Origin of the sequence: Thalassospira australica (assembly GCF_044790785.1) — a bacterium.
Classification (GTDB): Bacteria; Pseudomonadota; Alphaproteobacteria; order Rhodospirillales; family Thalassospiraceae; genus Thalassospira; species Thalassospira australica_A.
The window spans coordinates 3,589,299-3,608,675 of record NZ_CP085258.1 but is presented as its reverse complement, the minus strand read 5'-3'; the positions used below and the strand labels follow the sequence as shown (position 1 = coordinate 3,608,675).

23 protein-coding genes are annotated in these 19,377 nt (G+C 54.9%); 11 read left to right on the top strand and 12 right to left on the bottom strand.

All coding sequences use genetic code 11. The annotated features are described in order from the left end of the window. Window positions 1–7: 7 nt before the first annotated feature. Entirely contained in the window at window positions 8–559 is a 552-nt protein-coding gene (gene petA, locus LG297_RS16895) for a ubiquinol-cytochrome c reductase iron-sulfur subunit (RefSeq protein ID WP_404422299.1), read from the bottom strand. A gap of 394 nt (window positions 560–953) precedes the next feature. Here petA and LG297_RS16890 point away from each other — a divergent pair, with 394 nt between their 5' ends. Further along, window positions 954–1,424 carry a tRNA (cytidine(34)-2'-O)-methyltransferase gene (locus tag LG297_RS16890; RefSeq protein ID WP_404422297.1) on the top strand — a complete coding sequence of 157 codons (471 nt, stop codon included), beginning with the start codon at window positions 954–956 and terminating at the stop codon, window positions 1,422–1,424. After that, the gene (gene hemF / locus LG297_RS16885; RefSeq protein WP_404422295.1) at window positions 1,424–2,287 is read left to right on the top strand and encodes an oxygen-dependent coproporphyrinogen oxidase; all 864 of its coding nucleotides are present in this window, start codon (window positions 1,424–1,426) and stop codon (window positions 2,285–2,287) included. Before LG297_RS16890 ends, hemF begins: the two co-directional genes overlap by 1 nt. Before the next feature lie 80 nt (window positions 2,288–2,367). Here the strand turns inward: hemF and LG297_RS16880 are convergent, their stop codons facing one another. After that, window positions 2,368–3,033 (bottom strand): glutathione S-transferase family protein, encoded by a 666-nt coding sequence (locus LG297_RS16880; protein WP_404422293.1) that lies wholly within the window; start codon window positions 3,031–3,033, stop codon window positions 2,368–2,370. A 96-nt stretch (window positions 3,034–3,129) separates the two neighbouring features. Beyond that, window positions 3,130–4,026, bottom strand: a complete 897-nt coding sequence (locus LG297_RS16875; protein WP_404422291.1) for a branched-chain amino acid aminotransferase — start codon at window positions 4,024–4,026, stop codon at window positions 3,130–3,132. Window positions 4,027–4,139: 113 nt separating this feature from the next. On the opposite strand from LG297_RS16875, the gene LG297_RS16870 reads away from it, so the two are divergent. The 3 genes from LG297_RS16870 to LG297_RS16860 all read left to right on the top strand — a co-directional run bounded on the left by LG297_RS16870 (window position 4,140) and on the right by LG297_RS16860 (window position 6,923). Further along, window positions 4,140–4,655 carry a MarR family winged helix-turn-helix transcriptional regulator gene (locus LG297_RS16870; RefSeq protein ID WP_007090103.1) on the top strand — a complete coding sequence of 172 codons (516 nt, stop codon included), beginning with the start codon at window positions 4,140–4,142 and terminating at the stop codon, window positions 4,653–4,655. A 157-nt stretch (window positions 4,656–4,812) separates the two neighbouring features. After that, window positions 4,813–5,538, top strand: a complete 726-nt coding sequence (locus LG297_RS16865; protein WP_404422289.1) for a response regulator — start codon at window positions 4,813–4,815, stop codon at window positions 5,536–5,538. Between the two features lie 50 nt (window positions 5,539–5,588). Then, window positions 5,589–6,923 (top strand): ATP-binding protein, encoded by a 1,335-nt coding sequence (locus LG297_RS16860; RefSeq protein ID WP_404422287.1) that lies wholly within the window; start codon window positions 5,589–5,591, stop codon window positions 6,921–6,923. A 68-nt stretch (window positions 6,924–6,991) separates the two neighbouring features. On the opposite strand, the gene LG297_RS16855 is transcribed toward LG297_RS16860, so the two are convergent. Both LG297_RS16855 and LG297_RS16850 read right to left on the bottom strand, forming a co-directional pair. Then, the gene (locus LG297_RS16855) at window positions 6,992–7,687 is read right to left on the bottom strand and encodes a nitroreductase family protein (RefSeq protein WP_404422285.1); all 696 of its coding nucleotides are present in this window, start codon (window positions 7,685–7,687) and stop codon (window positions 6,992–6,994) included. 181 nt (window positions 7,688–7,868) lie between these two features. Beyond that, complete coding sequence (locus LG297_RS16850; RefSeq protein WP_404422283.1) at window positions 7,869–8,552, bottom strand: GntR family transcriptional regulator; 684 nt, start codon at window positions 8,550–8,552, stop codon at window positions 7,869–7,871. Window positions 8,553–8,862: 310 nt separating this feature from the next. Here LG297_RS16850 and LG297_RS16845 point away from each other — a divergent pair, with 310 nt between their 5' ends. After that, entirely contained in the window at window positions 8,863–9,639 is a 777-nt protein-coding gene (locus tag LG297_RS16845; protein ID WP_404422281.1) for a ferredoxin--NADP reductase, read from the top strand. 71 nt (window positions 9,640–9,710) lie between these two features. Here LG297_RS16845 and LG297_RS16840 read toward each other — a convergent pair whose 3' ends face one another. The 7 genes from LG297_RS16840 to LG297_RS16810 all read right to left on the bottom strand — a co-directional run bounded on the left by LG297_RS16840 (window position 9,711) and on the right by LG297_RS16810 (window position 13,800). Continuing rightward, window positions 9,711–10,055 (bottom strand): tRNA-binding protein, encoded by a 345-nt coding sequence (locus LG297_RS16840; protein ID WP_404422279.1) that lies wholly within the window; start codon window positions 10,053–10,055, stop codon window positions 9,711–9,713. 165 nt (window positions 10,056–10,220) lie between these two features. Next, window positions 10,221–10,673 carry a phasin family protein gene (locus LG297_RS16835; protein ID WP_404422277.1) on the bottom strand — a complete coding sequence of 151 codons (453 nt, stop codon included), beginning with the start codon at window positions 10,671–10,673 and terminating at the stop codon, window positions 10,221–10,223. 199 nt (window positions 10,674–10,872) lie between these two features. Further along, the gene (locus LG297_RS16830) at window positions 10,873–11,577 is read right to left on the bottom strand and encodes a TetR family transcriptional regulator (RefSeq protein ID WP_404422275.1); all 705 of its coding nucleotides are present in this window, start codon (window positions 11,575–11,577) and stop codon (window positions 10,873–10,875) included. Between the two features lie 34 nt (window positions 11,578–11,611). Further along, window positions 11,612–12,427: a pyrroline-5-carboxylate reductase gene (gene proC / locus LG297_RS16825; protein ID WP_404422273.1), complete on the bottom strand. Its 816-nt coding sequence runs from the start codon at window positions 12,425–12,427 to the stop codon at window positions 11,612–11,614. Continuing rightward, window positions 12,424–12,648 carry a hypothetical protein gene (locus tag LG297_RS16820; protein ID WP_404422271.1) on the bottom strand — a complete coding sequence of 75 codons (225 nt, stop codon included), beginning with the start codon at window positions 12,646–12,648 and terminating at the stop codon, window positions 12,424–12,426. The genes proC and LG297_RS16820 overlap by 4 nt, the downstream gene beginning before the upstream one ends. A gap of 137 nt (window positions 12,649–12,785) precedes the next feature. Continuing rightward, window positions 12,786–13,292 carry a YbjN domain-containing protein gene (locus LG297_RS16815; RefSeq protein ID WP_404422269.1) on the bottom strand — a complete coding sequence of 169 codons (507 nt, stop codon included), beginning with the start codon at window positions 13,290–13,292 and terminating at the stop codon, window positions 12,786–12,788. Window positions 13,293–13,482: 190 nt separating this feature from the next. Beyond that, window positions 13,483–13,800 (bottom strand): accessory factor UbiK family protein, encoded by a 318-nt coding sequence (locus LG297_RS16810; protein ID WP_404422267.1) that lies wholly within the window; start codon window positions 13,798–13,800, stop codon window positions 13,483–13,485. 257 nt (window positions 13,801–14,057) lie between these two features. Here LG297_RS16810 and rfaD point away from each other — a divergent pair, with 257 nt between their 5' ends. The 5 genes from rfaD to LG297_RS16785 all read left to right on the top strand — a co-directional run bounded on the left by rfaD (window position 14,058) and on the right by LG297_RS16785 (window position 19,069). Further along, on the top strand, window positions 14,058–15,041 hold the full coding sequence (rfaD, locus tag LG297_RS16805; RefSeq protein ID WP_404422265.1) for an ADP-glyceromanno-heptose 6-epimerase: 984 nt from the start codon (window positions 14,058–14,060) through the stop codon (window positions 15,039–15,041). Between the two features lie 93 nt (window positions 15,042–15,134). Beyond that, window positions 15,135–15,986, top strand: coding sequence for a prolipoprotein diacylglyceryl transferase (lgt, locus tag LG297_RS16800; RefSeq protein WP_404426962.1), 852 nt, complete (start codon window positions 15,135–15,137; stop codon window positions 15,984–15,986). Continuing rightward, a complete protein-coding gene (locus LG297_RS16795) occupies window positions 15,983–17,110 on the top strand; it encodes a class I SAM-dependent methyltransferase (RefSeq protein ID WP_404422263.1) in 1,128 nt (375 codons plus the stop codon). Before lgt ends, LG297_RS16795 begins: the two co-directional genes overlap by 4 nt. An 11-nt stretch (window positions 17,111–17,121) precedes the next feature. Then, the gene (gene pgeF / locus LG297_RS16790) at window positions 17,122–17,943 is read left to right on the top strand and encodes a peptidoglycan editing factor PgeF (RefSeq protein WP_404422261.1); all 822 of its coding nucleotides are present in this window, start codon (window positions 17,122–17,124) and stop codon (window positions 17,941–17,943) included. A 112-nt stretch (window positions 17,944–18,055) separates the two neighbouring features. Next, window positions 18,056–19,069 (top strand): hypothetical protein, encoded by a 1,014-nt coding sequence (locus LG297_RS16785; RefSeq protein WP_404422259.1) that lies wholly within the window; start codon window positions 18,056–18,058, stop codon window positions 19,067–19,069. The last annotated feature ends 308 nt before the right edge of the window (window positions 19,070–19,377 follow it).

The following is a 19,377-nucleotide window of genomic DNA, read 5'->3' as shown; positions in this document are numbered from 1 at the left end:
CAGCTCCTTAGCCGATCCGGACGGATGTGTCGGTGAGGAAGGTGTAGGTCGGCACCTCTAGGTTCTTCGGCGCAGGACCCCGGCGAATACGGCCAGACGTATCATAGTGCGAGCCGTGGCAAGGACAGTACCAGCCGTCATAGTCACCGCGGGCCTCGCCGGTGGCGGTGCCCATCGGAATGCAGCCCAGATGGGTGCAGACACCGACAACGATCAGCCATTCCTTTTTCTCGACGCGTGCGTCATCGGCCTGCGGATCGACCAGTTCATTCAGCGCGACGTCTGCGGCTTCGTTGATTTCACGTTCGGTACGGTGGCGGATGAATACGGGTTTACCGCGCCACATGACCTTGATGGCCTGACCGACCGGAATATTTGACAGGTTCACTTCGACCGAGGCCAGCGCAAGAACGTCCTTGGACGGGTTCATGCTGTCCACGAACGGCCACAGCGCCATGCCGGTGCCAACAACACCGACGGCTGTGGTCGCCAGGGTCAGGAAATCCCTGCGGTTCTCGTCCGGGGTATGATCCCCGGATGATTGCACCGTTTGCGACATAATGTATCCCTCTTTCTGCCCCCAAAACAGGCATGCGGAATGCCCGAATTCACACTTAGGGGAAAGACGTTTAATTTCCATTGACGGAAATCAAACAATGCTTTTGCCCCAAAGCCTTCAGGCCTGAAACCGGGTTCGTATACTAACAAAAAAGGGGTTTGTTAAGGGGAACTTGGAGTTGCAAATTGTTCGCATTCGATTTGCCTATTTGGTTTTGCGCTGCACAATCGAAGCGAACGTAGCGTTTTCTAACAGACTGGCGTATTCACAACCAAGTGGTTATATCCTTGTCTCGTCTTATTCCAAATAAGTCTAATGGCGATATATCGGCGTAATTTTGTAAGGTTTTGCGCCCGGATTTCAGGTCGAAAATGTTGCGAGTCTATAAAGCCTTATGAGAATCTGTCTGTTCGAACCCGACATTCCCCAGAACACCGGTACAATCCTGCGCATGGCGGCATGTCTTGGCGTTCCTGTTGATATTATCGAGCCCTGCGGTTTTCTTCTGACCTCGGCGGCACTCAAGCGCGCCGGGATGGATTATCTGGGTGCTGCCGACTATACACGTCATGCCGATTGGCGCGGTTTTGTGCAGGCGCGTAATGATGGAACTGTTCCGGGGCGTCTGGTATTGCTGACGACCAAGGGGGCGGTGCCCTATTACGACTTCGAATACCGGGAAAATGATATTCTGATGCTGGGTTCCGAGAGCAGTGGCGTGCCTGATCAGGTCCACGAATATGTTGACGCCCGCGTTGTCATTCCCCTTAAACCGGGGATGCGGTCGCTTAACGTCGCGATGGCAACCGCCATGACATTGGGCGAGGCCCTCAGACAGACCAACAGCTTTCCGGAGAAGGCCTGATGAACAGCACCGATAACGTTCTGATCACGCAACACAAGGAAACGGCGCGGAACTGGTTCCGCCAGTTGCGCGATGATATCTGTGCCAGCTTCGAGGCACTCGAAGACAGCTATGCCGGCCCGCTTGCCGATCAACCCGCCGGGCGGTTTGATCGCAAAAGCTGGGAACGCGGCGAAGGGCAGGGCGGCGGCGAAATGTCGGTGATGAAGGGCCGTGTGTTTGAAAAGGTCGGGGTCAATATTTCGACCGTATATGGCGAATTTTCCGAAAAATTCCGTGCTGAAATTCCCGGTGCTGCCGAAAATCCGAATTTCTGGGCGGCGGGCATTTCACTGGTGGCGCATCCCTGTTCGCCGCATGTCCCGGCGGTTCATATGAATACCCGCCATATCGTCACCACCAAGGCATGGTTCGGCGGTGGGGCTGACCTGACTCCGGTGTTCCCGCAGGATGCCGACACCGCCGATTTTCACGGCGCGCTCAAAGCCGCCTGTGACGCGCATGGCGATGATTATTACGACCGGTTCAAAAAATGGTGCGATGAATATTTCTGGCTGCCGCACCGGAACGAGCCGCGCGGCGTTGGCGGGATTTTTTATGATTATCTGGATGCCGACTGGGACGCGGATTTCGCCTTCACACAGGATGTCGGCCGCGCCTTTCGCGATATCTATCCCGAACTGGTCAAACGCCACTACAACAAATCCTGGACCGACGACGAACGCCGCGCCCAGCTGATCAAGCGCGGGCGCTATGTCGAATTCAACCTGCTCCATGATCGCGGTACGCGCTTTGGCCTGATGACCGGCGGCAATACCGAGGCCATCCTGATGTCGCTGCCGCCAGAGGCAAACTGGCCGTAAATAAATTGTATGAGGAATAGCAAAGACCGCCTGTTATCCGGGCCGCCTTTGCATATCTGTGTCGGATTTCAGGTTTCGGGCTAGTCGTGAGTCTGGCCGCTAAAGCCGGTTTGCGCCATCGATGGCCGGGTGCAGAAATCCTCATACCATTGGCTCAGTCTCGGGCGACCGGTTCTGAAATCGGCCAGTTCGCGAAACGCGATCCAGTCAAGCCCGGTCGCCAGCGCGATATGGCCGCCATTGATCGGTGCTTCGGGATCAAGTTCGCTTTCCAGATAATCGAAGGCTTCGATCAGCTTGGTTTTCTGCCCCTCGGCCAGTGGCGGGTAACGCAGGTTCTCCGGGCGGCGGTTGGTTTCCCAGCGATACAGCACACCGGCATCGCACATGCCCTGCGCCAATGCCTGCAAACGCAGGGCTTGCCAGCGTTCCGTTCCCGTGGTGGGGATCAGTTTCCGGTCGGTATGCAGGCTGTCGAGATACTCGCAGATCACATCGGAATCAAACAATGCCATGCCATCTGGCAGGATCAGAACCGGGACCTTGCCCAGCGGGTTGGTCGCAAAAACCCGGTCATTGCGATTGGTCGGGCTGGTTTCCTGATGGATCACCTCGATCCGGTCGCCCAATCCGCATTCGAGCGCAAAGACCAATGCCTTGCGCGCAAACGGGGAATGAGTCTGATAGAGCAGGGTATGATCGCTGTTTTGTATATCATCAGACTTTTGTGGGAATCGTGTCGTCATGATGCGTTTTGTCCTGAAATCAAAAAATAGCCCGGCAAACGGATGCCGGGCTATTTTTCATTAAAAGTGAATAATCTGGTCGATTATTGAATTTTACTACTCTGCGGCAACCGCTTCTTTTTCACCGCGCACCAGCGCCATGTAGTCTTCCATCAGCGTCTTGCAGACATGCGCCGGGGTGAAGGTGTAATCGGCGATGGAGGCTACCGGGGTGACTTCGGCGGCTGTTCCGGTCAGGAAGCATTCCTCGAATTCCGCCATTTCTTCGGGCATGATCGCGCGTTCGATCACCTCGAAACCGCGTGCTTTGGCAAGCCCGATGACGGTACGGCGCGTAATGCCGTCCAGGAAGCAATCCGGGGTCGGCGTATGGATTTTGCCATCCTTGACAAAGAACACATTCGCCCCGGTCGCTTCGGCAATCTGACCACGGTAATCAAGCATCAGCGCATCGGCAAAACCGTTACGTTCCGCTTCGTGTTTCGACAGGGTGCAGATCATGTAAAGACCGGCTGCCTTGGCCGATGTCGGGGCGGTATTCGGTGCCGGGCGCGCCCATTTCGAAAGGGCGAGACGGATGCCTTTCAGGCGCTCTTCCGGCTTGAAATAGCTTGGCCATTCCCAGGTGGCAATCGCGACATTGATGCGCGTGCTTTGGGCCGAAACGCCCATCATTTCACTGCCGCGCCATGCAATGCGACGGATATAACCATCGGTGATATTGTTGGCCGCAAGCGTTTCAATGACCGCATCGTCAAGTTCAGCCGCGCTATAAGGCACTTTCATATCAAGAAGTTCGCCCGATTTGATCAGACGCTGGCCATGTTCGGCAAGTTTGAAAACTTTACCGTTATAAGCCCGTTCCCCTTCGAAGACGGCACTGCCATAATGGACCGCATGGCTCAGCACATGGAGGGTGCTTTCACGCCAGGGTTTAAGTTCGCCGTTATACCAGATAAAACCATCACGGTTGTCGAAGGTCGGAGTGATCATTTGCCAGATTCCAATTTAAAAGGGCACTTGGACGTAACTTTATGTCCTTAATTGTCTGGCCGGAGTAACATTCATCGATTAATATGTCAATATAACTGACATAACGGAAAAGCATGGCTGATATCTCAACACGCAAGGTAAACCCGCTTTTTCTGCGGGAAGAAGAGCTTAGGCAAGGTATTGAACTGCTGTTCTATGCCTATCGCGATTTCACGGCAGTGGCAGATCAAATTCTTGAGCAATATAATTTCGGGCGCGCCCATCACCGGGTCATTTATTTCGTCAGCCGCAATCCCGGCATTACGGTAAGCGAGCTTCTGTCGATTCTTAAAATTACCAAGCAGTCGCTGTCGCGTGTTCTGGGCCAACTGGTGCGCGAAGGTTTCATCGATCAGAAAACCGGTGTTCAGGACCGCCGCCAGCGTCTTTTGACGCTGACGGAAAAGGGCGAAGCGCTGGAACGTGAACTGACCGAAAATCAGCGCAGCCTGATCGCGGCAGCCTATCGCGAAGCCGGAGCAGAAGCCGTTGAAGGTTTTCGCAAGGTGATGCTGGGCATGCTCGAAGAGCCCGACCGGGCCCGCTTTACCGACGACAGCCCGCCCGGTATGCGCCGCCGGGCCAGTTAGTGTAAAGCCGGTCTTGATTTCTATAGTGCGACATCAAGCGGATCAGGATGACGGCCTGATCCGCTGTCTTTTGGACAGATACAATTTTGAAACTTTTTTTTGCCTAACTCGCATAGGATAAAGCGTTTCAAATGTTCAGCTTTCAGGAGAGCCGCGTATGACAAGTCAGGATCAGCCGCATATTCTTGTGGTCGATGACGATGATCGTCTGCGCGACTTGCTGACCCGTTATCTTGGCGAAAACGGCTTTGTTGTCTCTGCCGCAGGAAACGCTGCCGAAGCACGATCCAGCCTTGCCGGTTTGCAATTTGATCTTCTGGTGCTTGATGTGCTGATGCCCGGAGAAAAGGGTGTCGATCTTGCGCGCAGTTTGCGTGATGAGGGCTCCAAAGTGCCAATACTGCTTTTGACGGCCCTGGCAGAGACCGAAGACCGGATAGCCGGGCTTGAGGCAGGGGTGGATGACTATCTTGCCAAACCATTCGAGCCGCGAGAACTGGTTCTTCGGATCGAGGCTATCCTGCGGCGATATTCGGAGGCCCCAGAGCTGGATGCGGGTGAAACCGGCACATCGGCAACGGTTGCGCAGTTTGGCGATTTTACCTTCGATACCGGCAAGATGATCTTGCAGCGCGGTGATGAGCACATCTATCTGACCAGTGCCGAGCAGGCATTACTGGCGGCCCTTGTGCAACGTCGCGGGCAGGCGACAACCCGGGAAGAACTTCATCAAATGATGGGCGGTAATGCCGTGGACCCCGGCGCATCGCGCAGTATCGATGTGCAGGTGACCCGGCTGCGCCGCAAGTTCGAGGAAGACCCGAAACAACCAAGATACTTGCAGACAATGCGCGGACGGGGCTATGTCCTATATGCCGACTGATTGCGGAATATCAAACTGCCGGTTTTGACATACGGATAAGGATAAGGGTATTGGGCAGCGGAAAAACAGGATGGATCAAGACGCTGATGCCGACGGGCCTTTTGGGACGGTCGCTTCTGATCCTGATGACGCCGATGCTGTTGTTGCAGATCGTCACCGTGCTGATTTTTTTCGAACGGCACTGGGATACGGTTGCGCGTCAGCTCAGCCGTGGTCTTGCTGGCGATGTTGTTTTCGTGATCGATTATCTTGGCCAATATCCGGATGCGGAGCATATGGAATGGCTTCAGCATTCGGCACGTACGCGCATGCAACTCGACATCGTGTTCGAACCAGACGAAATTCTGGAACGGCAGATTACCCAACCACCATTCGGACTTGTCTCGGCAGAATTGTTCAACGCTTTGGATGAACGTCTGGAACGTCCTTTCTTCTTTGATCTTGATGTCGATGACCGGAAGCTTGAAATCCGGGTGCAGTTAAAAGACGGCGTTCTTTCCATCGTTGCGCCGCGCAAACGTCTTTATTCCTCGACGACCTATATCTTCTTTATGTGGATCGCGGGCTCCGCCCTGATCCTGTATGGCGTTGCTGTGATGTTCATGCGCAACCAGGTCCGTCCGATCCGTCGTCTTGCCAAGGCCGCCGATCAGTTTGGTCGTGGTGTGGAAGTCGATACCTTCAAACCCGAAGGGGCCGCCGAGGTGCGACTGGCGGCGACATCGTTTATTTCGATGCGCGACCGTATCGCACGCCATTTGTCGCAACGCACCGCATTGCTGGCCGGGGTGTCGCATGATTTGCGCACGCCGTTAACCCGCATGAAGCTGGAACTGGCAATGCAGGGTTCACTACCAGGTGTTGACGCGCTTAAGCAGGATGTTGTCGACATGGAGCGCATGGTCGATGCTTATCTTGCGTTTGCGCGCGGCGAAGAAGGTGAAAAGGCCGTGCCAACCGATATCGGCAAGCTGATTACCGATCAGGTTGGTGAAGCACTGCGCGATGGGCAGCAGATTGACCTGCATATTGCCGACAGTCTGGAAATGGATTTGCGTCCGCAATCCGTGCGGCGCTGTCTGGCCAATATCATGTCCAATGCCGGTCGGTATGCCAACAATCTGTCGGTCCGTGCCGGACGTCGCGGGCAGGATTACGAGATCGTGTTTGACGATGACGGACCCGGCATTCCGGCCGACAAGCGGGAAGAAGTTTTCAAGCCATTCTATCGTCTTGAGGAATCGCGAAATCAGGCGACGGGTGGTGTCGGTCTTGGCATGACAATTGCGCGCGATTCAGCGCGTGGCCATGGCGGTGATGTTTTTCTTGAAGATGCGCCGGGCGGCGGGCTTCGCGTCCGTCTTGTTCTGCCGATCGGGCATTAAGCGTCTTTGGAATGTTAAACAGAAGCCCCGCCGTGCTGCGGGGCTTCTTGTTTTGGGTTTGAGGTGTTTCAGAAGAAAGTCGCGATTTCCGAAAGATCCTTTTTCTCGGTCGCATGTTTCGGGATCGTCGCATTCGCTGCCGGATATCCAGTGACCAGAAGAATATAGGGTTTGTTGTGGTCCGGACGTTGACAGATCTCGGTCAGGAAGCTCATCGGATTTGGCGTGTGTGTCAGGGTTGCAAGCCCGGCGCGATGCAGGGCGGCAATCAGAAAGCCGGTGGCAATGGAAACGGATTCCGGCACGTAATAGTTTTTGCGAAACTTCCCGTCGGCCGACGCACTTTTGCGTTCGCCGAAAATGCAAATCAGCCAGGGCGCGATTTCCAGAAACGGTTTGCTGTCATCCGTGCCCAGCGGGCGCAAGGCTTCAATCCATTCTTCACCGGCCCGGCCGGCATAAAAGGCGCGTTCTTCTTCCTCGGCAGCGGCACGGATTTTCTTTTTCATCACCGGATCGCCAATCACGGAAAAATGCCATGGCTGATGATTGGCCCCATTGGGCGCGGTGCCCGCCGCACGGATGCATGTTTCGATGATATCGCGTGGCACCGGACGATCAGAAAATTCGCGCACCGTGTGGCGTGTCCGGATTTCCTCATAGAATGCCTGGGCCCCGCGGCGCATTTCTTCGACGGGGCGTTCCTGATAATCGGGAAGGGGAATAGGCAGAAAATCTGTGGTCAGGCCGGGGCAGGTTGGCATGGCGGTCTCTGATATTTGTTTGTTTAAATTGTCAGACAATATTAATTTATCAAAATTGCGGATGCAAGTCCTGTCATCCCGGATGGATGATAGGCTGCCTTTATTGCGCGCTTCGCGCGTTTTCGGCTTTGTGCGAGTGAAGGTTCCGGGATGGGCAAGTCGGGAATCCGAGGCCTGCCTCCTAGTCTGTTATGCCGTCGGCGAAATGGGTATCTGGCAGCGACTGCACCAGTTGGCGGGAATGATCGACATGATCAATCATGATCTCTTCGGCCCTGGCGGCATCCCCGGCACGGATGGCATTAACGATATCGCGGTGTTGTATGTTGGTTTGAAGAACCTTGTCGTCTGCGACCAGAACGCGGAATTGCAACCAGTATACGCTATTGGAAATGCGCCGCAATTGTTCGCATAAAAGCGCATTGCCGGTGACATCGGCAAATAGCATATGGAAGGCAAGGTTGTGGCGCGACATGGCCGTAAGGTCATTGCGGGCTTCGGCAGCGTCGAGTTCAGCCTGAATGCCAAGCAGCCGCGACGTATCCTTGTGCAGGATCGGGGTCGCAAGCCGCACCGCAAGACCTTCAAGTGCGCCCCGCACGACAAACAGGTCGTCAACTTCGCGCCGTGTCATGTGCCTTACACTGACCCCGCGATAGGGCTGGCTATGCAAAAGGCCGTCTGCGGTCAGTTGACGAAAAGCTTCGCGTACGGATGGTCTGCTGACGCCAAGACGCTTGGCAAGATCGATTTCGGTCAGGCGCTGACCCGGCACAAGGCGACCGTCCCGGACTGCATTGGTGATGGCATCGGAAACGTGCTGGACTGTCAGAGCCTCGGTTGCGGAAGCGTCGGTTTCTGTCATTTATCACCGGATTGCGATGGATCATTGCCGTGCGGCGTATCGTGGCCTATCTAGGAGGCAGTTCGCGGTTGCGATATATGCCTGATGTGATTATCGTGCACTATTGTCAGACAATATTCTACACATAATTCATACATTTTTATGTGCATTCACATAAAAACACACAATGAGTGAATGTTTTCTTGCGATATACGTTTGATTGATGTTAAATCGCATCAACTTGGCATGGACATTGTGCCGGGAAAGTGTGTCCGTCGTTCCCGCCACGGTCCAACAGAAAGCTTTAGACAAAACGGATTGATGCAGCGTTATGGCCAGCAATTTAAACGAAGAAACAGTCACTTACGTCCATCATTGGACCGACACTCTCTTCACCTTCAAAACCACCCGTGATCCGGGTTTCCGGTTCATCAATGGCCAATTCGCCATGATCGGACTCGAAGTCGAAGGCAAGCCGCTTTTGCGCGCCTATTCGATGGTCAGTGCCAATTACGACGAAGAACTTGAATTCTTCTCGATCAAGGTGCCGAACGGTCCGCTGACATCGCGTTTGCAGCATATCAAGGTTGGTGACAAGATTCTTGTCGGGCGCAAGCCGACCGGAACCCTGATCCATGACAACCTGCTGCCCGGTAAAAACCTTTGGCTGTTGTCGACCGGTACCGGCCTGGCTCCGTTCATGAGCGTCATTCGCGATTACGAAACCTACGAGCGCTACGACAAGGTCATTCTTGTTCATGGCTGCCGTGAAGTGCGTGAACTGGCCTATCAGGAATTCATCCATAGCGAATTACCCAACAACGAATTTTTTGGCGAAGATGTCCAGAATAAGCTTCTGTATTATCCGACCGTCACCCGCGAAGAGTTTAAAAACCAGGGCCGCATCACCGAACTGATGAAGTCCGGCAAACTTTACGAAGACCTTGGGCTTGAAAAGCCGACCCTTGAAAATGATCGCTTCATGCTGTGTGGTAACCCGGAAATGATCGCCGAAACCCGCCAGATGCTGGTCGAATGGGGCGGCAAGGAAGGCAATATGAACGAGCCCGGCCACTTCGTGATCGAAAAGGCGTTCGTCGAGAAATAAGTCGACAGAGCCGAACATGAACAAAGGGCGCAGCCGAATGGCTGCGCCCTTTGTTCATGTTCGGATTATCGCTAGAACAGGCGCCCGCCATTAGGCACTTTGCGTTCCGGTGCGATCAGAACAATGCCCTTGTCATCTTCGCCATCGGGAAAGCCGAGGCAGAGAAATTCGGACATGAAGGGGCCGACCTGTTTTTTGGGGAAGTTGACCACGCCGGCAACCTGACGCCCGATCAGGCTTTGAGGCGTATAATATTTGGTGATCTGGGCTGATGTTTTGCGGGTGCCGATTTCAGGGCCGAAATCCACCCAGAGCTTCAAGGCCGGGCGGCGGGCTTCGGGGAATTCCTGTGCGTCGATGACCGTGCCGATGCGGATATCCACTTTCAGGAAATCGTCAAAACTGATCTCGCTCATAAATCTGTCTCCGTTGAATTTGAGCCAGATTAGCGGGATCGCAGTCGGCAGGTAAGGGCTTATAGTCGCTATTGGCCAAATCAGGAGTTTGGGCAAAACACAAAGAAAAATGGCAGGACCAGAAGGTCCTGCCATCAAGTTGATAACGGGAAGTTATCAGCCGGATTACTTCGCAGCGGCGTTCTTTTCGATCGCAACTTTGAGCTCGTCCAGGGATTCGGTGAAGCGACCCTGCAGAAGGGCGAGTGCTTCTTCCTGGGATTTGGTCACCAGACCCGAAAGTTCTTTGGCATTGGCCAGAGCTTCTTCATAAGCGGCTTTGGCGGCTTCGGTCTGCTTTGCAGCAGCGGCCATCGGGTTGTCAGCAGGAGTAGCAGCGAAATCTTTGCTCTGGGTCTGAGCTTTATCCAGCAGCGTTTTGAAAATTTCGCTCTGACGCTGAGCAACAGCCTGGAAACCGTCAAAGGCGATTTTGTTGGCTTTGGTCAGGGCTTCAACGTTTTTACGCTGAAAGGCCATCATCTCGTTCACGTCAACACCCGGCATTTTGAAATCCGTGGTGAATTTGGTGAAGTCGAGATCGAAGAACGGGTTGGTTGCTTTTTTAGCGGCGGTCATGGTTTGCACTCCATCAACAATTTGCAACAGGTGTGGAATGAGGCGCTATTGTGCGCCGCACAAATTCAACTGCAATATGAAGGAATGAACCGCTTTCGTCAAGATTTATTTTGCACTGCACAAAAACTTCATGGTTTGGTTTTTGCTCATCACCATAACCTTGGGTTATGGTGCGTGAACCCCGTTTTGAATCAAATATTTAGGGGTTTGTACCGTTATTTTCTGCCGCTTGGAATGTCTTCCCGGTGCGATCATTGCTGCAATATTTTTGTGCAAGCCGATCACATTTTTTCTGAATTTTTCCGCAGACATTGTTCAGTCGGGAAATGCCGCTGCTGATCCGTTTGTCCCATTCGCTGCCACGGGCCAATGCTCGGTCAAGGGCGGCCATGGTCGGGCCGAAATCGGCGGTTTCATCATCGAGCCATTGTTTGAAGCAACGGGCATAAATCGTGCCCATTCCGGCGACACGCAAACTGCCATGCAGGCCGCCGGTGGTAAAGCCGCTGGCGTCCAGCATCCAGCGCATCGATCCGAAATGGGTCTTGATCGCACGAAGTGTGTCGGTCGGGCCCAGATCGCCACCGCTGGCGATGATCGACCGAAGTGCAGGGCGATAGGGTTCCAGCGCGTCAAACCGTGCCATCATGACGGCGATCAGCCGGTCATGGCCGGGTTCGTTGAAATCGGCGGGATCAAGGTCGGCAAGGACAATCCGGTCAATCTTGCGAACGAACTGGCGCAGGATATCGGCCTTGCTTTTGAAATGATCAAAGGCAACCCCGATCTCGACCCCTGCCGATTGAGCGATGTCGATCATGGTGACGTCATGCCAGCGTCCCGATGCCGCCAGATCCATGGCAGCATCGATCAATCTGGTTTGCGGGTCCTTTTTGGCAGGCATGATCGTCTCCTTTATCGCGATTGTGAATGACGGTTTAACCCGCCAGTTCGACAGAACGTTTTCGGGCGGCCTCGATCGCACGGGTCATCAGGTCGGGCAGGCCATTCTGGGAATCCATCAGCACCGAAAGGGCGGCGGCAGTGGTGCCGCCGGGGCTGGTGACATTTTCGCGCAGGGTTGCTGCGGTTTCCACGCTGGCATCAAGCAGGAAACCGGCTCCGACAACCGTCTGGCGTGCCAGTACCATCGCCTGATCGGCCGGAAGACCGGCAGCTTCGCCTGCTTGCGCCATGGCTTCGACCAGATGGAATATATAGGCAGGCCCGCTGCCCGAAAGGGCAGTGACCGCATCCATCAGGCTTTCATCCGTAACCCATGATACCATGCCCACGGTTGCAAGCAGGGCTTCACACATGTTGCGCTGCGCCTGGCTGACATTGTCCGTCGGGCACATTACGGTCATGCCGCGCGATACCGCAGCCGGGGTATTGGGCATGGCGCGAACGATGCGCGCGGTCTTGCCAAGATGATCGGCAAAGAAGCGGATCGTTTTGCCAGCCGCCACCGAAAGAAAGACCGTTTCAGCGCGGACCAGCTGCTTGTACCCGTCGATCACGTCGGGCAGAATCTGTGGCTTGACGGCAAACAGAACAACCTGCGGGATGAAATCCTGCGGTATTTCGGTGACATCGGTGATGCCGTGAATACCATAGCGCATCGACAGCTTGTCGGCTGCTTCGGCCTGCTCGACGATATAAACTTTGTCGGGTCTAAGCCCCTTGGCCAGCCAGCCCTCAAGCATGGCACTGCCCATCTTGCCGCAACCGACCAGCAATAGACGCGTATTCATAAAATCTGCTCCGCTTTTTCCATCCCTGACTGCCAAACATGTGTGGATCGACAATCACAGTGCAATGCCGTAGCGATGTTCTGAAGGTGGGTCAAGTCGATCACGGGGGCAAGGGTATCGGCAAAATTCACAGCAACTTGCGCGCAAATATCGTGATGCGGGGTGTTTTTCTGAAAGGATTGACCGGTACGGGATTTTATGTCGTGCAGGGCATCAATCATGCTGGACCGCCGCGGTTTGTATTGCAACCGCCATGTCCCAGGGACCTGCGAAAATTTTATGCGATTCCGAATGAAACAGGGCCGGCACGATGGCCGACCCTGTCTGGATGGAATTCTTCACCGGATGGAAATGGCGCTTATGCCTGGCCGACAGGTTCCAGCATGGAATGGGTCAATGCCTCGTCCGGGGTTTTGCCCTGACCCAGAACAAAATTGAAGGCCGGGAAAAAACGCTCGCATTCGGAGATGGCGATATCGATCAGTTCTTCGAACTGTTCGACCATCGGGGGAACATCGCCGCCGAACAGAAGCGTATGACGGAACAGCGGCATGTTTTCATCCAGCCATAATCCGAAATGGCCGAGCCAAAGCTGTTCATTGCACTTTGCCAGCAATTCATAGATGCGCGGGCGAAGGGGCTCGGGCACGAACAGGTCATAGCAGCAGGCAATGTGAAGCGCTTCGGCATCTTCGCGCCAGGTGAAATAGACCAGATACGTGCACCAGTGCGCCGGGATTTCGACAACGACTTCATCGTCGCTGCGACGTTCCACGTGCCAGTCATTGGTGCGGGCGATATCCTCGACAAGCAGCAACGGATTTTCGTCGCCAAAGTCGCCGATATCTTCCAGTTGGTCGTTCATATAAATTTGCCAGTCTCTGCATATGCGAAAGGGCGCGCACTATATGCCGGTGCCCGCCGCGTTTCAACCGCCCTGCGACGCAGGACAGAAATGAATTTCATGTGATCGGCAATCCGCAGTCCCCGGCCGACCTTTCCGCGACCCTGCTATGAACGGCGTTCCTTGCCTTTATGTGGGGATGATTTCCCGATTATGCGTCTTTTTTTGCAGCCGGTTTTGCCGTGGTTTTGCCGGTTGTGCGTTTTGCAGCCGGCTTTTCGGCTTTTGCCAGCCGGTTTTCCAGTTCTGCAATTTTGGCTTCAAGGCCGTCGATACGCTCTGCGGCGCGCACGGCAACGTCGTGCACCACGTCGAATTCTTCGCGGGTGACCAAGTCCATCCCGGCCAGAATTTTTTCAAACTGCTGGCGGACAAGTGCATCGATCTCGCCCTTCATGCCGGTCATTGTACCCAATGCGGAATTGGTGACACGGGTCAGGTCGTCGAGGATACGGTTGTTGATCTGCATCTTTGTCTCCGGCTTTTGGGCAGTATGGTTTGCTACGGCATATCCGCAAAACTTGCGCATAATATGGGTGTTAGGGTTGTCAAGGCAAGTTGATCGTCGATCCGCCGGATATAAAGGAAAAACAAACGGCTTTTCTTGCTCCAGATCAGGGCGGGGCCTATAAAGTGTTCAGTTTTCATAATCGATTGCCCAAAAGGCTTCAAAAGGTCATCGCAAATGGCCACAGTAAAAAGCCATCGCGCCGTCAGGAGAATACAATGCTGATTGTCACCGGTGGAGCCGGATTTATCGGGTCCAATATCGTGGCCGCCCTTGAAGAACGTGGCGAGACCGACATTGTGGTCGTTGACCGCCTTCGCGACGGGATCAAATGGAAAAACATTGCCAAACGCAATCTGCGCGATATCGTTCATCCCGATGATCTGCCTGCGTTTCTGGACGCACATAACGATATCAAGGCGATTTTCCATATGGGCGCGATTTCGGCCACCACCGAACGCGATGCCGACAAGATCGTACAGAACAATTTCAAACTGACCACCTGGCTTTGGGAATGGTGCGCGCGCCATTCATCGCGGTTGATCTATGCATCGTCGGCGGCGACCTATGGCGATGGCAAGCAGGGCTTTGACGACAGTTTTGAACAGGGTGATCTGGCAAAACTGGCGCCGCTGAATGCCTATGGCTGGTCCAAGCATGCCACGGATCGGCGGTTCAGAACCATCCTGGATCAGAACGGTTTCCGCCCGAAACAGTGGGCCGGGCTTAAATTTTTTAACGTCTACGGCCCGAACGAATATCACAAGGGTGGCATGCGCTCGGTCGTGTCGCAGATGTTTGACAAACTTTCCGCCGGTGAAACCGCAACCCTGTTCAAATCCCATCATCCCGATTACGAGGATGGCGGGCAGCTTCGCGATTTTGTCTGGGTCGGGGATGTTGTCGATATCATCATGTGGCTTTACGACAACCCGCAGGTCAGCGACCTGTTTAACGTCGGCACCGGCAAGGCGCGCAGCTTCAGGGACCTTGCCCTTTCGGTATTTAGCGCAATCGGCAAGGAACCCGATATTCAGTATGTGCCAACACCCGAAAGCATTCGCGACAAATACCAGTATTTCACCGAGGCCAATATGGCCAAGCTGCGTGCGTGCGGATATGGCGCGAACATGACCCCGCTTGAAGAAGGGGTGCGGCAATATATTCAGGATTACCTCGCGACCGAGGACCCGTTCCGTTGATCCGATGCGGGGTAGGGGATGGCTTGCCATGTTCCTGCCCTGATCGTTTGCGACCAGTCGGTAAATTAACAGATATACGTCACGGAGTTTCCCCTGATGCTAAGCCTTGCCTTTCCGGCGATTGACCCGATCGCGATCTCTATCGGTCCGATTGCAATCCGCTGGTATGCCCTTGCCTATATTGCCGGGTTGCTGCTTGGCTGGCGTTATGTCGTCTATTACTGCACCAAGACTCCCAACATCATGAGCAAACGCGACATTGACGATTTGCTGTTTTGGGCGACGCTTGGCGTCATCCTTGGCGGGCGAACGGGCTATATCCTGTTTTACAATCTGGAATATTACATGGCGAACCCGGCCAATATCCTGAAGGTATGGCAGGGCGGTATGGCGTTCCATGGCGGGTTTATGGGCGTGATCGTGGCGATCATCCTGTTTGCGCGCAAACGCGGGATTTCCATTTTGGGCGTGCTGGATGCGGCGGCGGTGGCAACGCCCATCGGGCTGTTTTTCGGGCGGATCGCCAATTTCATCAATGGCGAGCTGTTTGGGCGGGTTACGGACGCGCCGATTGGCATGGTCTTCCCGCATGGTGGGCCGGAACCGCGCCACCCGAGCCAGCTTTACGAAGCAGCGCTTGAAGGTTTGATCCTGTTTATCGTGCTGTTTGCCCTGTCGCGCAGTGCCTATGTCCGCCATCGTCCGGGTATCCTTGGTGGAACATTCGTTGCCGGTTATGGCATTTCGCGCATCATCGTCGAATTTTTCCGCGAACCCGATGCGCAGCTTGGTTTCCTGACATTCGGGGCGACCATGGGGCAGTTGCTATCGATCCCGATGGTGCTGGCCGGTGTCGGCTGCATTATCTTTGCAATGAAATCCGATCCGATTGAAACGCGCAAACTTCAGAAAGAAGACCAGCCAAAAGACGGACAGAAGGCGTGACCGGGACTTCCGATAAACCATTGCTCGACCATTTGAAACGGCGGATCGCGCTTGACGGGCCGATCACGATTGCCGATTTCATGAGTGACGCGCTTGCCCATCCCGAGCACGGTTATTACCGCAAACAGGACCCGTTCGGGCGCAAGGGCGATTTCATTACCGCACCTGAAATCAGCCAGATGTTTGGCGAATTGATCGGGCTTTGGGCGGCGGTGACGTGGCAGCAGATGGGAAGCCCGCGCAAGGTCAACCTTGTTGAACTGGGGCCGGGTCGCGGGACGCTTATGGCCGATGCCCTGCGCGCGGTGCGCAATGTGCCGGGACTTTCCGATGCCCTGACGGTGCGGTTTGTTGAAACCAGCCCGGTCCTTAGAACTCATCAGCAAACCGCGATCATGCCTTATGGCATCCCCGCAACCTGGCACGAGGCATTTGACGATATTCCGACCAGTAGCAATGCGCCGGTGATCGTGATCGGCAACGAGTTTTTCGATGCCCTGCCGATCCGCCAGTTTGAACGCGCAAGCCATGGCTGGTGCGAACGGCTGGTCGGGGTGGATGCCAATACGGGTGAACTTGGGTTCGTGCGCGGGGCGGAAACGCCGGTGACCGATGCGCTGGTTCCGGCAACCTTGCGCGGTACCGCAAAGCCCGGCGATATTTTTGAAAGCTGCCCGGTGGCCATTGCTATTGCAGATCAGGTCGCGCGCCGCCTGAACGAGGTTGGCGGCGCGGCATTGTTCATCGATTACGGCCACCCGCACAGCGCGTTTGGTGATACCTTGCAGGCGCTTAAGGATCATAAATATCACCCGGTTCTGGAACAGCCCGGCGATGCAGACCTGACCGCGCATGTTGATTTTTCCGCCATCGGGCGGGCGATGCTTGAAGCAGATGCGCGGATCGGTGCCGTCCTGACGCAGGGCACGTTCCTTCGAATGCTGGGTATTGAACAGCGTGCCGAACTTTTAAAAGAAACAGCCGATGACGCGCAGGCAAAAGCGATTGATGCGGCCCTTGCTCGCCTGATTGATGCCGATCAGATGGGAACCCTTTTTAAAGTGCTGATCGGATATGGTCGCGAAACGGCGCCGCCACCCTGTGTCAGTGGTGCTGAAGGATAACGGAGCTTTCGATGACCAGCCAGACGACCCGTGGAATTGAACGCAAAGCCGATGGCCTGATGTGGATAGAGGCCGAAAACCTGCAGGATGCCGATGGTTTGCGTCATGGTTTTCTGACCCGCAAGGGTGGGGTCAGTGATGGCATCCACAGCGGGCTTAATGTCGGCTTTGGATCGGATGACTGCCGTGAGCGGGTCGCTGAGAACCGGGCACGTGCAGCAAAGGCATTCGGTACGAAGGCCGACCGTCTGACCACAGTTTATCAGGTGCACGGGATTGATGTCGCGGTGCTGGAACGTCCGCTTGATCGGGACGAAGCCCCCAAGGCCGACGCGATGGTAACCGACCGGCCCGATGTGATGCTGGGCATTTTGACCGCCGATTGCACGCCGGTACTGTTTCATGATGCGAAGGCCGGTGTGATTGGCGCGTGCCATTCGGGATGGCGCGGGTCCTTTGCCGGGATATCGGAAGCAACCGTGACCGCGATGGAAAAGCTTGGCGCGTCACGCGACAATATATCGGCCTCTGTCGGGCCGTGCATTGCACGCCCGTCCTACGAAGTCGATGCCGGTTTCCGCGATACCATCCTTTCGGGCCCATCCGGGGACGAGGACCTTTTTGATCCATCGGTGCGCGACGGACATTTCATGTTCGATCTGCCGGAATATGTGCGCCGCCGGACGGTGGCGACCGGTATTGCCGCGGTCGAGCTGGTGGCGCGTGATACTTTGACGGAAGAAGACCTGTTTTACAGCTATCGTCGGACGACGCTTCGCGGTGAACCTGATTACGGAAGGCAGTTATCGGCGATCATGCTGACCGGTTCCTGATTCCGGGATTGCGAGGAAACATGCTATGCCCCATTTGATCATGCTGTTCTTCTTTATGATCATCGCCGCCATGGTTGGTTGTGTTTTGATGTGATGCGGTGAATTTGAGTAGATGATTTCTCGATTACGGTTTCTGGTTCTTTTGGCATCCTGTGTTTTGCCGCTTGCGGCATGCGGTGATTTACCGCGCCCGTTTGAAGGGGCTGGTCGCGAAGGCGATCCGGCATTGCTGGAACTGCGAGATACCAATACGGTTCGCGTCGAGATTGGTGAAGACCTGCCCGAAGGGGCATCGGTACATTTGGCGCGTGCGATGGCGCGCGCGCTTCGCAATCTTGATATCCCGGCCTATAGCGACAGCCAGATCGGGGGCGATTTCATTTTGCGACCCAATGTCGAATCCCGTCTGGCGGACGGTGATGCGGCCTATATTGATGTCACATGGGTTTTGATGAACGCGGAAGGGTTGGCGATTGATACCGCACGCGGTGCCGGTGAATTGCAATCAGCTTACTGGTTTGCGCAAACCCCGAACGGGCCCGAGGAAACCAGCCTTGCCGTGCCAAAGGAACTTGTCGACAAGGTCCGTGATCTTAAGGGTGAAAAGGTCAATCCGGCGCAACAGGCATATGATCAACTGGTTGCCGAACCCGCCGAACGTATTGCATTTCTGATTTCAGGTGATCGCAGTCAGTTGGCGGGTGCGCCGTTAGTCAAGATCGCACTTGTTGATTTTGCCGGTGCACCGGGGGACGGGAACGAGGCATTGGCAAGATCGGCGGGGGCCTTGCTGCGGGCCAAGGGGATCGAGGTTGACGATGAGATTGACGACAGGTCGATCATATTGTCGGCGACCATTTCGGTTAAACCGGTAGAACGCAAAACGACCTCGCCGCTTGATCAGGTTCAGATCGACTGGGTGATCATGGACCCGGACGGCACGGAACTGGGACAGATGGCGCAAAACAACGTCGTGCCGCACGGACGGCTTGATGAACGTTGGGGATCGGTGGCATCCATTGCCGCCCAGGCCGCGGTCGATGCGCTTGAAGGTGCGCTTAATCAGGTGGCCCGAAAAAAGGGCATGATACTTAAATCCGATAAAAAGACGGTATCGTCGCGCTGATAAGCGGGTTTATCGTTCTGTATTGCGTCAATCTGCATGACTGCCTTGTCGATATTCGGTACCGCGACCATTTACAGACTGTTAACGGCTGGTTATAACACCGCCGCGGTTCACTGATATGTGGACTTGCTCATTATTGGTCTTTGAGTGTCGTGGATATGTCGTTGGACCGGAAGGCGAAAGCGCCGAATTATACGGTCAAGTAAACGACAGGAAAGACGTGACGGGATCTGTTACCGGCAAGTTTGCATCCGGCCTGCACCGCACAGGACATTAGATTTATTCACTTTCCCGGCACCCATTAACCG

What these genes read in the sequence shown, in the direction of transcription:
- LG297_RS16845 (WP_404422281.1), top strand. Translation starts at nt 8,863, where the DNA reads ATGGCCAGCAATTTAAACGAAGAAACAGTCACTTACGTCCATCATTGG.
- LG297_RS16840 (WP_404422279.1), bottom strand. Translation starts at nt 10,055, where the DNA reads ATGAGCGAGATCAGTTTTGACGATTTCCTGAAAGTGGATATCCGCATC.
- LG297_RS16785 (WP_404422259.1), top strand. Translation starts at nt 18,056, where the DNA reads ATGATTTCTCGATTACGGTTTCTGGTTCTTTTGGCATCCTGTGTTTTG.
- LG297_RS16875 (WP_404422291.1), bottom strand. Translation starts at nt 4,026, where the DNA reads ATGATCACTCCGACCTTCGACAACCGTGATGGTTTTATCTGGTATAAC.
- hemF (WP_404422295.1), top strand. Translation starts at nt 1,424, where the DNA reads ATGAACAGCACCGATAACGTTCTGATCACGCAACACAAGGAAACGGCG.
- pgeF (WP_404422261.1), top strand. Translation starts at nt 17,122, where the DNA reads ATGACCAGCCAGACGACCCGTGGAATTGAACGCAAAGCCGATGGCCTG.
- LG297_RS16870 (WP_007090103.1), top strand. Translation starts at nt 4,140, where the DNA reads ATGGCTGATATCTCAACACGCAAGGTAAACCCGCTTTTTCTGCGGGAA.
- LG297_RS16855 (WP_404422285.1), bottom strand. Translation starts at nt 7,687, where the DNA reads ATGCCAACCTGCCCCGGCCTGACCACAGATTTTCTGCCTATTCCCCTT.
- LG297_RS16865 (WP_404422289.1), top strand. Translation starts at nt 4,813, where the DNA reads ATGACAAGTCAGGATCAGCCGCATATTCTTGTGGTCGATGACGATGAT.
- LG297_RS16835 (WP_404422277.1), bottom strand. Translation starts at nt 10,673, where the DNA reads ATGACCGCCGCTAAAAAAGCAACCAACCCGTTCTTCGATCTCGACTTC.
- LG297_RS16810 (WP_404422267.1), bottom strand. Translation starts at nt 13,800, where the DNA reads ATGCAGATCAACAACCGTATCCTCGACGACCTGACCCGTGTCACCAAT.
- LG297_RS16880 (WP_404422293.1), bottom strand. Translation starts at nt 3,033, where the DNA reads ATGACGACACGATTCCCACAAAAGTCTGATGATATACAAAACAGCGAT.
- LG297_RS16850 (WP_404422283.1), bottom strand. Translation starts at nt 8,552, where the DNA reads ATGACAGAAACCGACGCTTCCGCAACCGAGGCTCTGACAGTCCAGCAC.
- LG297_RS16890 (WP_404422297.1), top strand. Translation starts at nt 954, where the DNA reads ATGAGAATCTGTCTGTTCGAACCCGACATTCCCCAGAACACCGGTACA.
- proC (WP_404422273.1), bottom strand. Translation starts at nt 12,427, where the DNA reads ATGAATACGCGTCTATTGCTGGTCGGTTGCGGCAAGATGGGCAGTGCC.
- rfaD (WP_404422265.1), top strand. Translation starts at nt 14,058, where the DNA reads ATGCTGATTGTCACCGGTGGAGCCGGATTTATCGGGTCCAATATCGTG.
- LG297_RS16815 (WP_404422269.1), bottom strand. Translation starts at nt 13,292, where the DNA reads ATGAACGACCAACTGGAAGATATCGGCGACTTTGGCGACGAAAATCCG.
- petA (WP_404422299.1), bottom strand. Translation starts at nt 559, where the DNA reads ATGTCGCAAACGGTGCAATCATCCGGGGATCATACCCCGGACGAGAAC.
- LG297_RS16820 (WP_404422271.1), bottom strand. Translation starts at nt 12,648, where the DNA reads ATGATTGATGCCCTGCACGACATAAAATCCCGTACCGGTCAATCCTTT.
- LG297_RS16830 (WP_404422275.1), bottom strand. Translation starts at nt 11,577, where the DNA reads ATGCCTGCCAAAAAGGACCCGCAAACCAGATTGATCGATGCTGCCATG.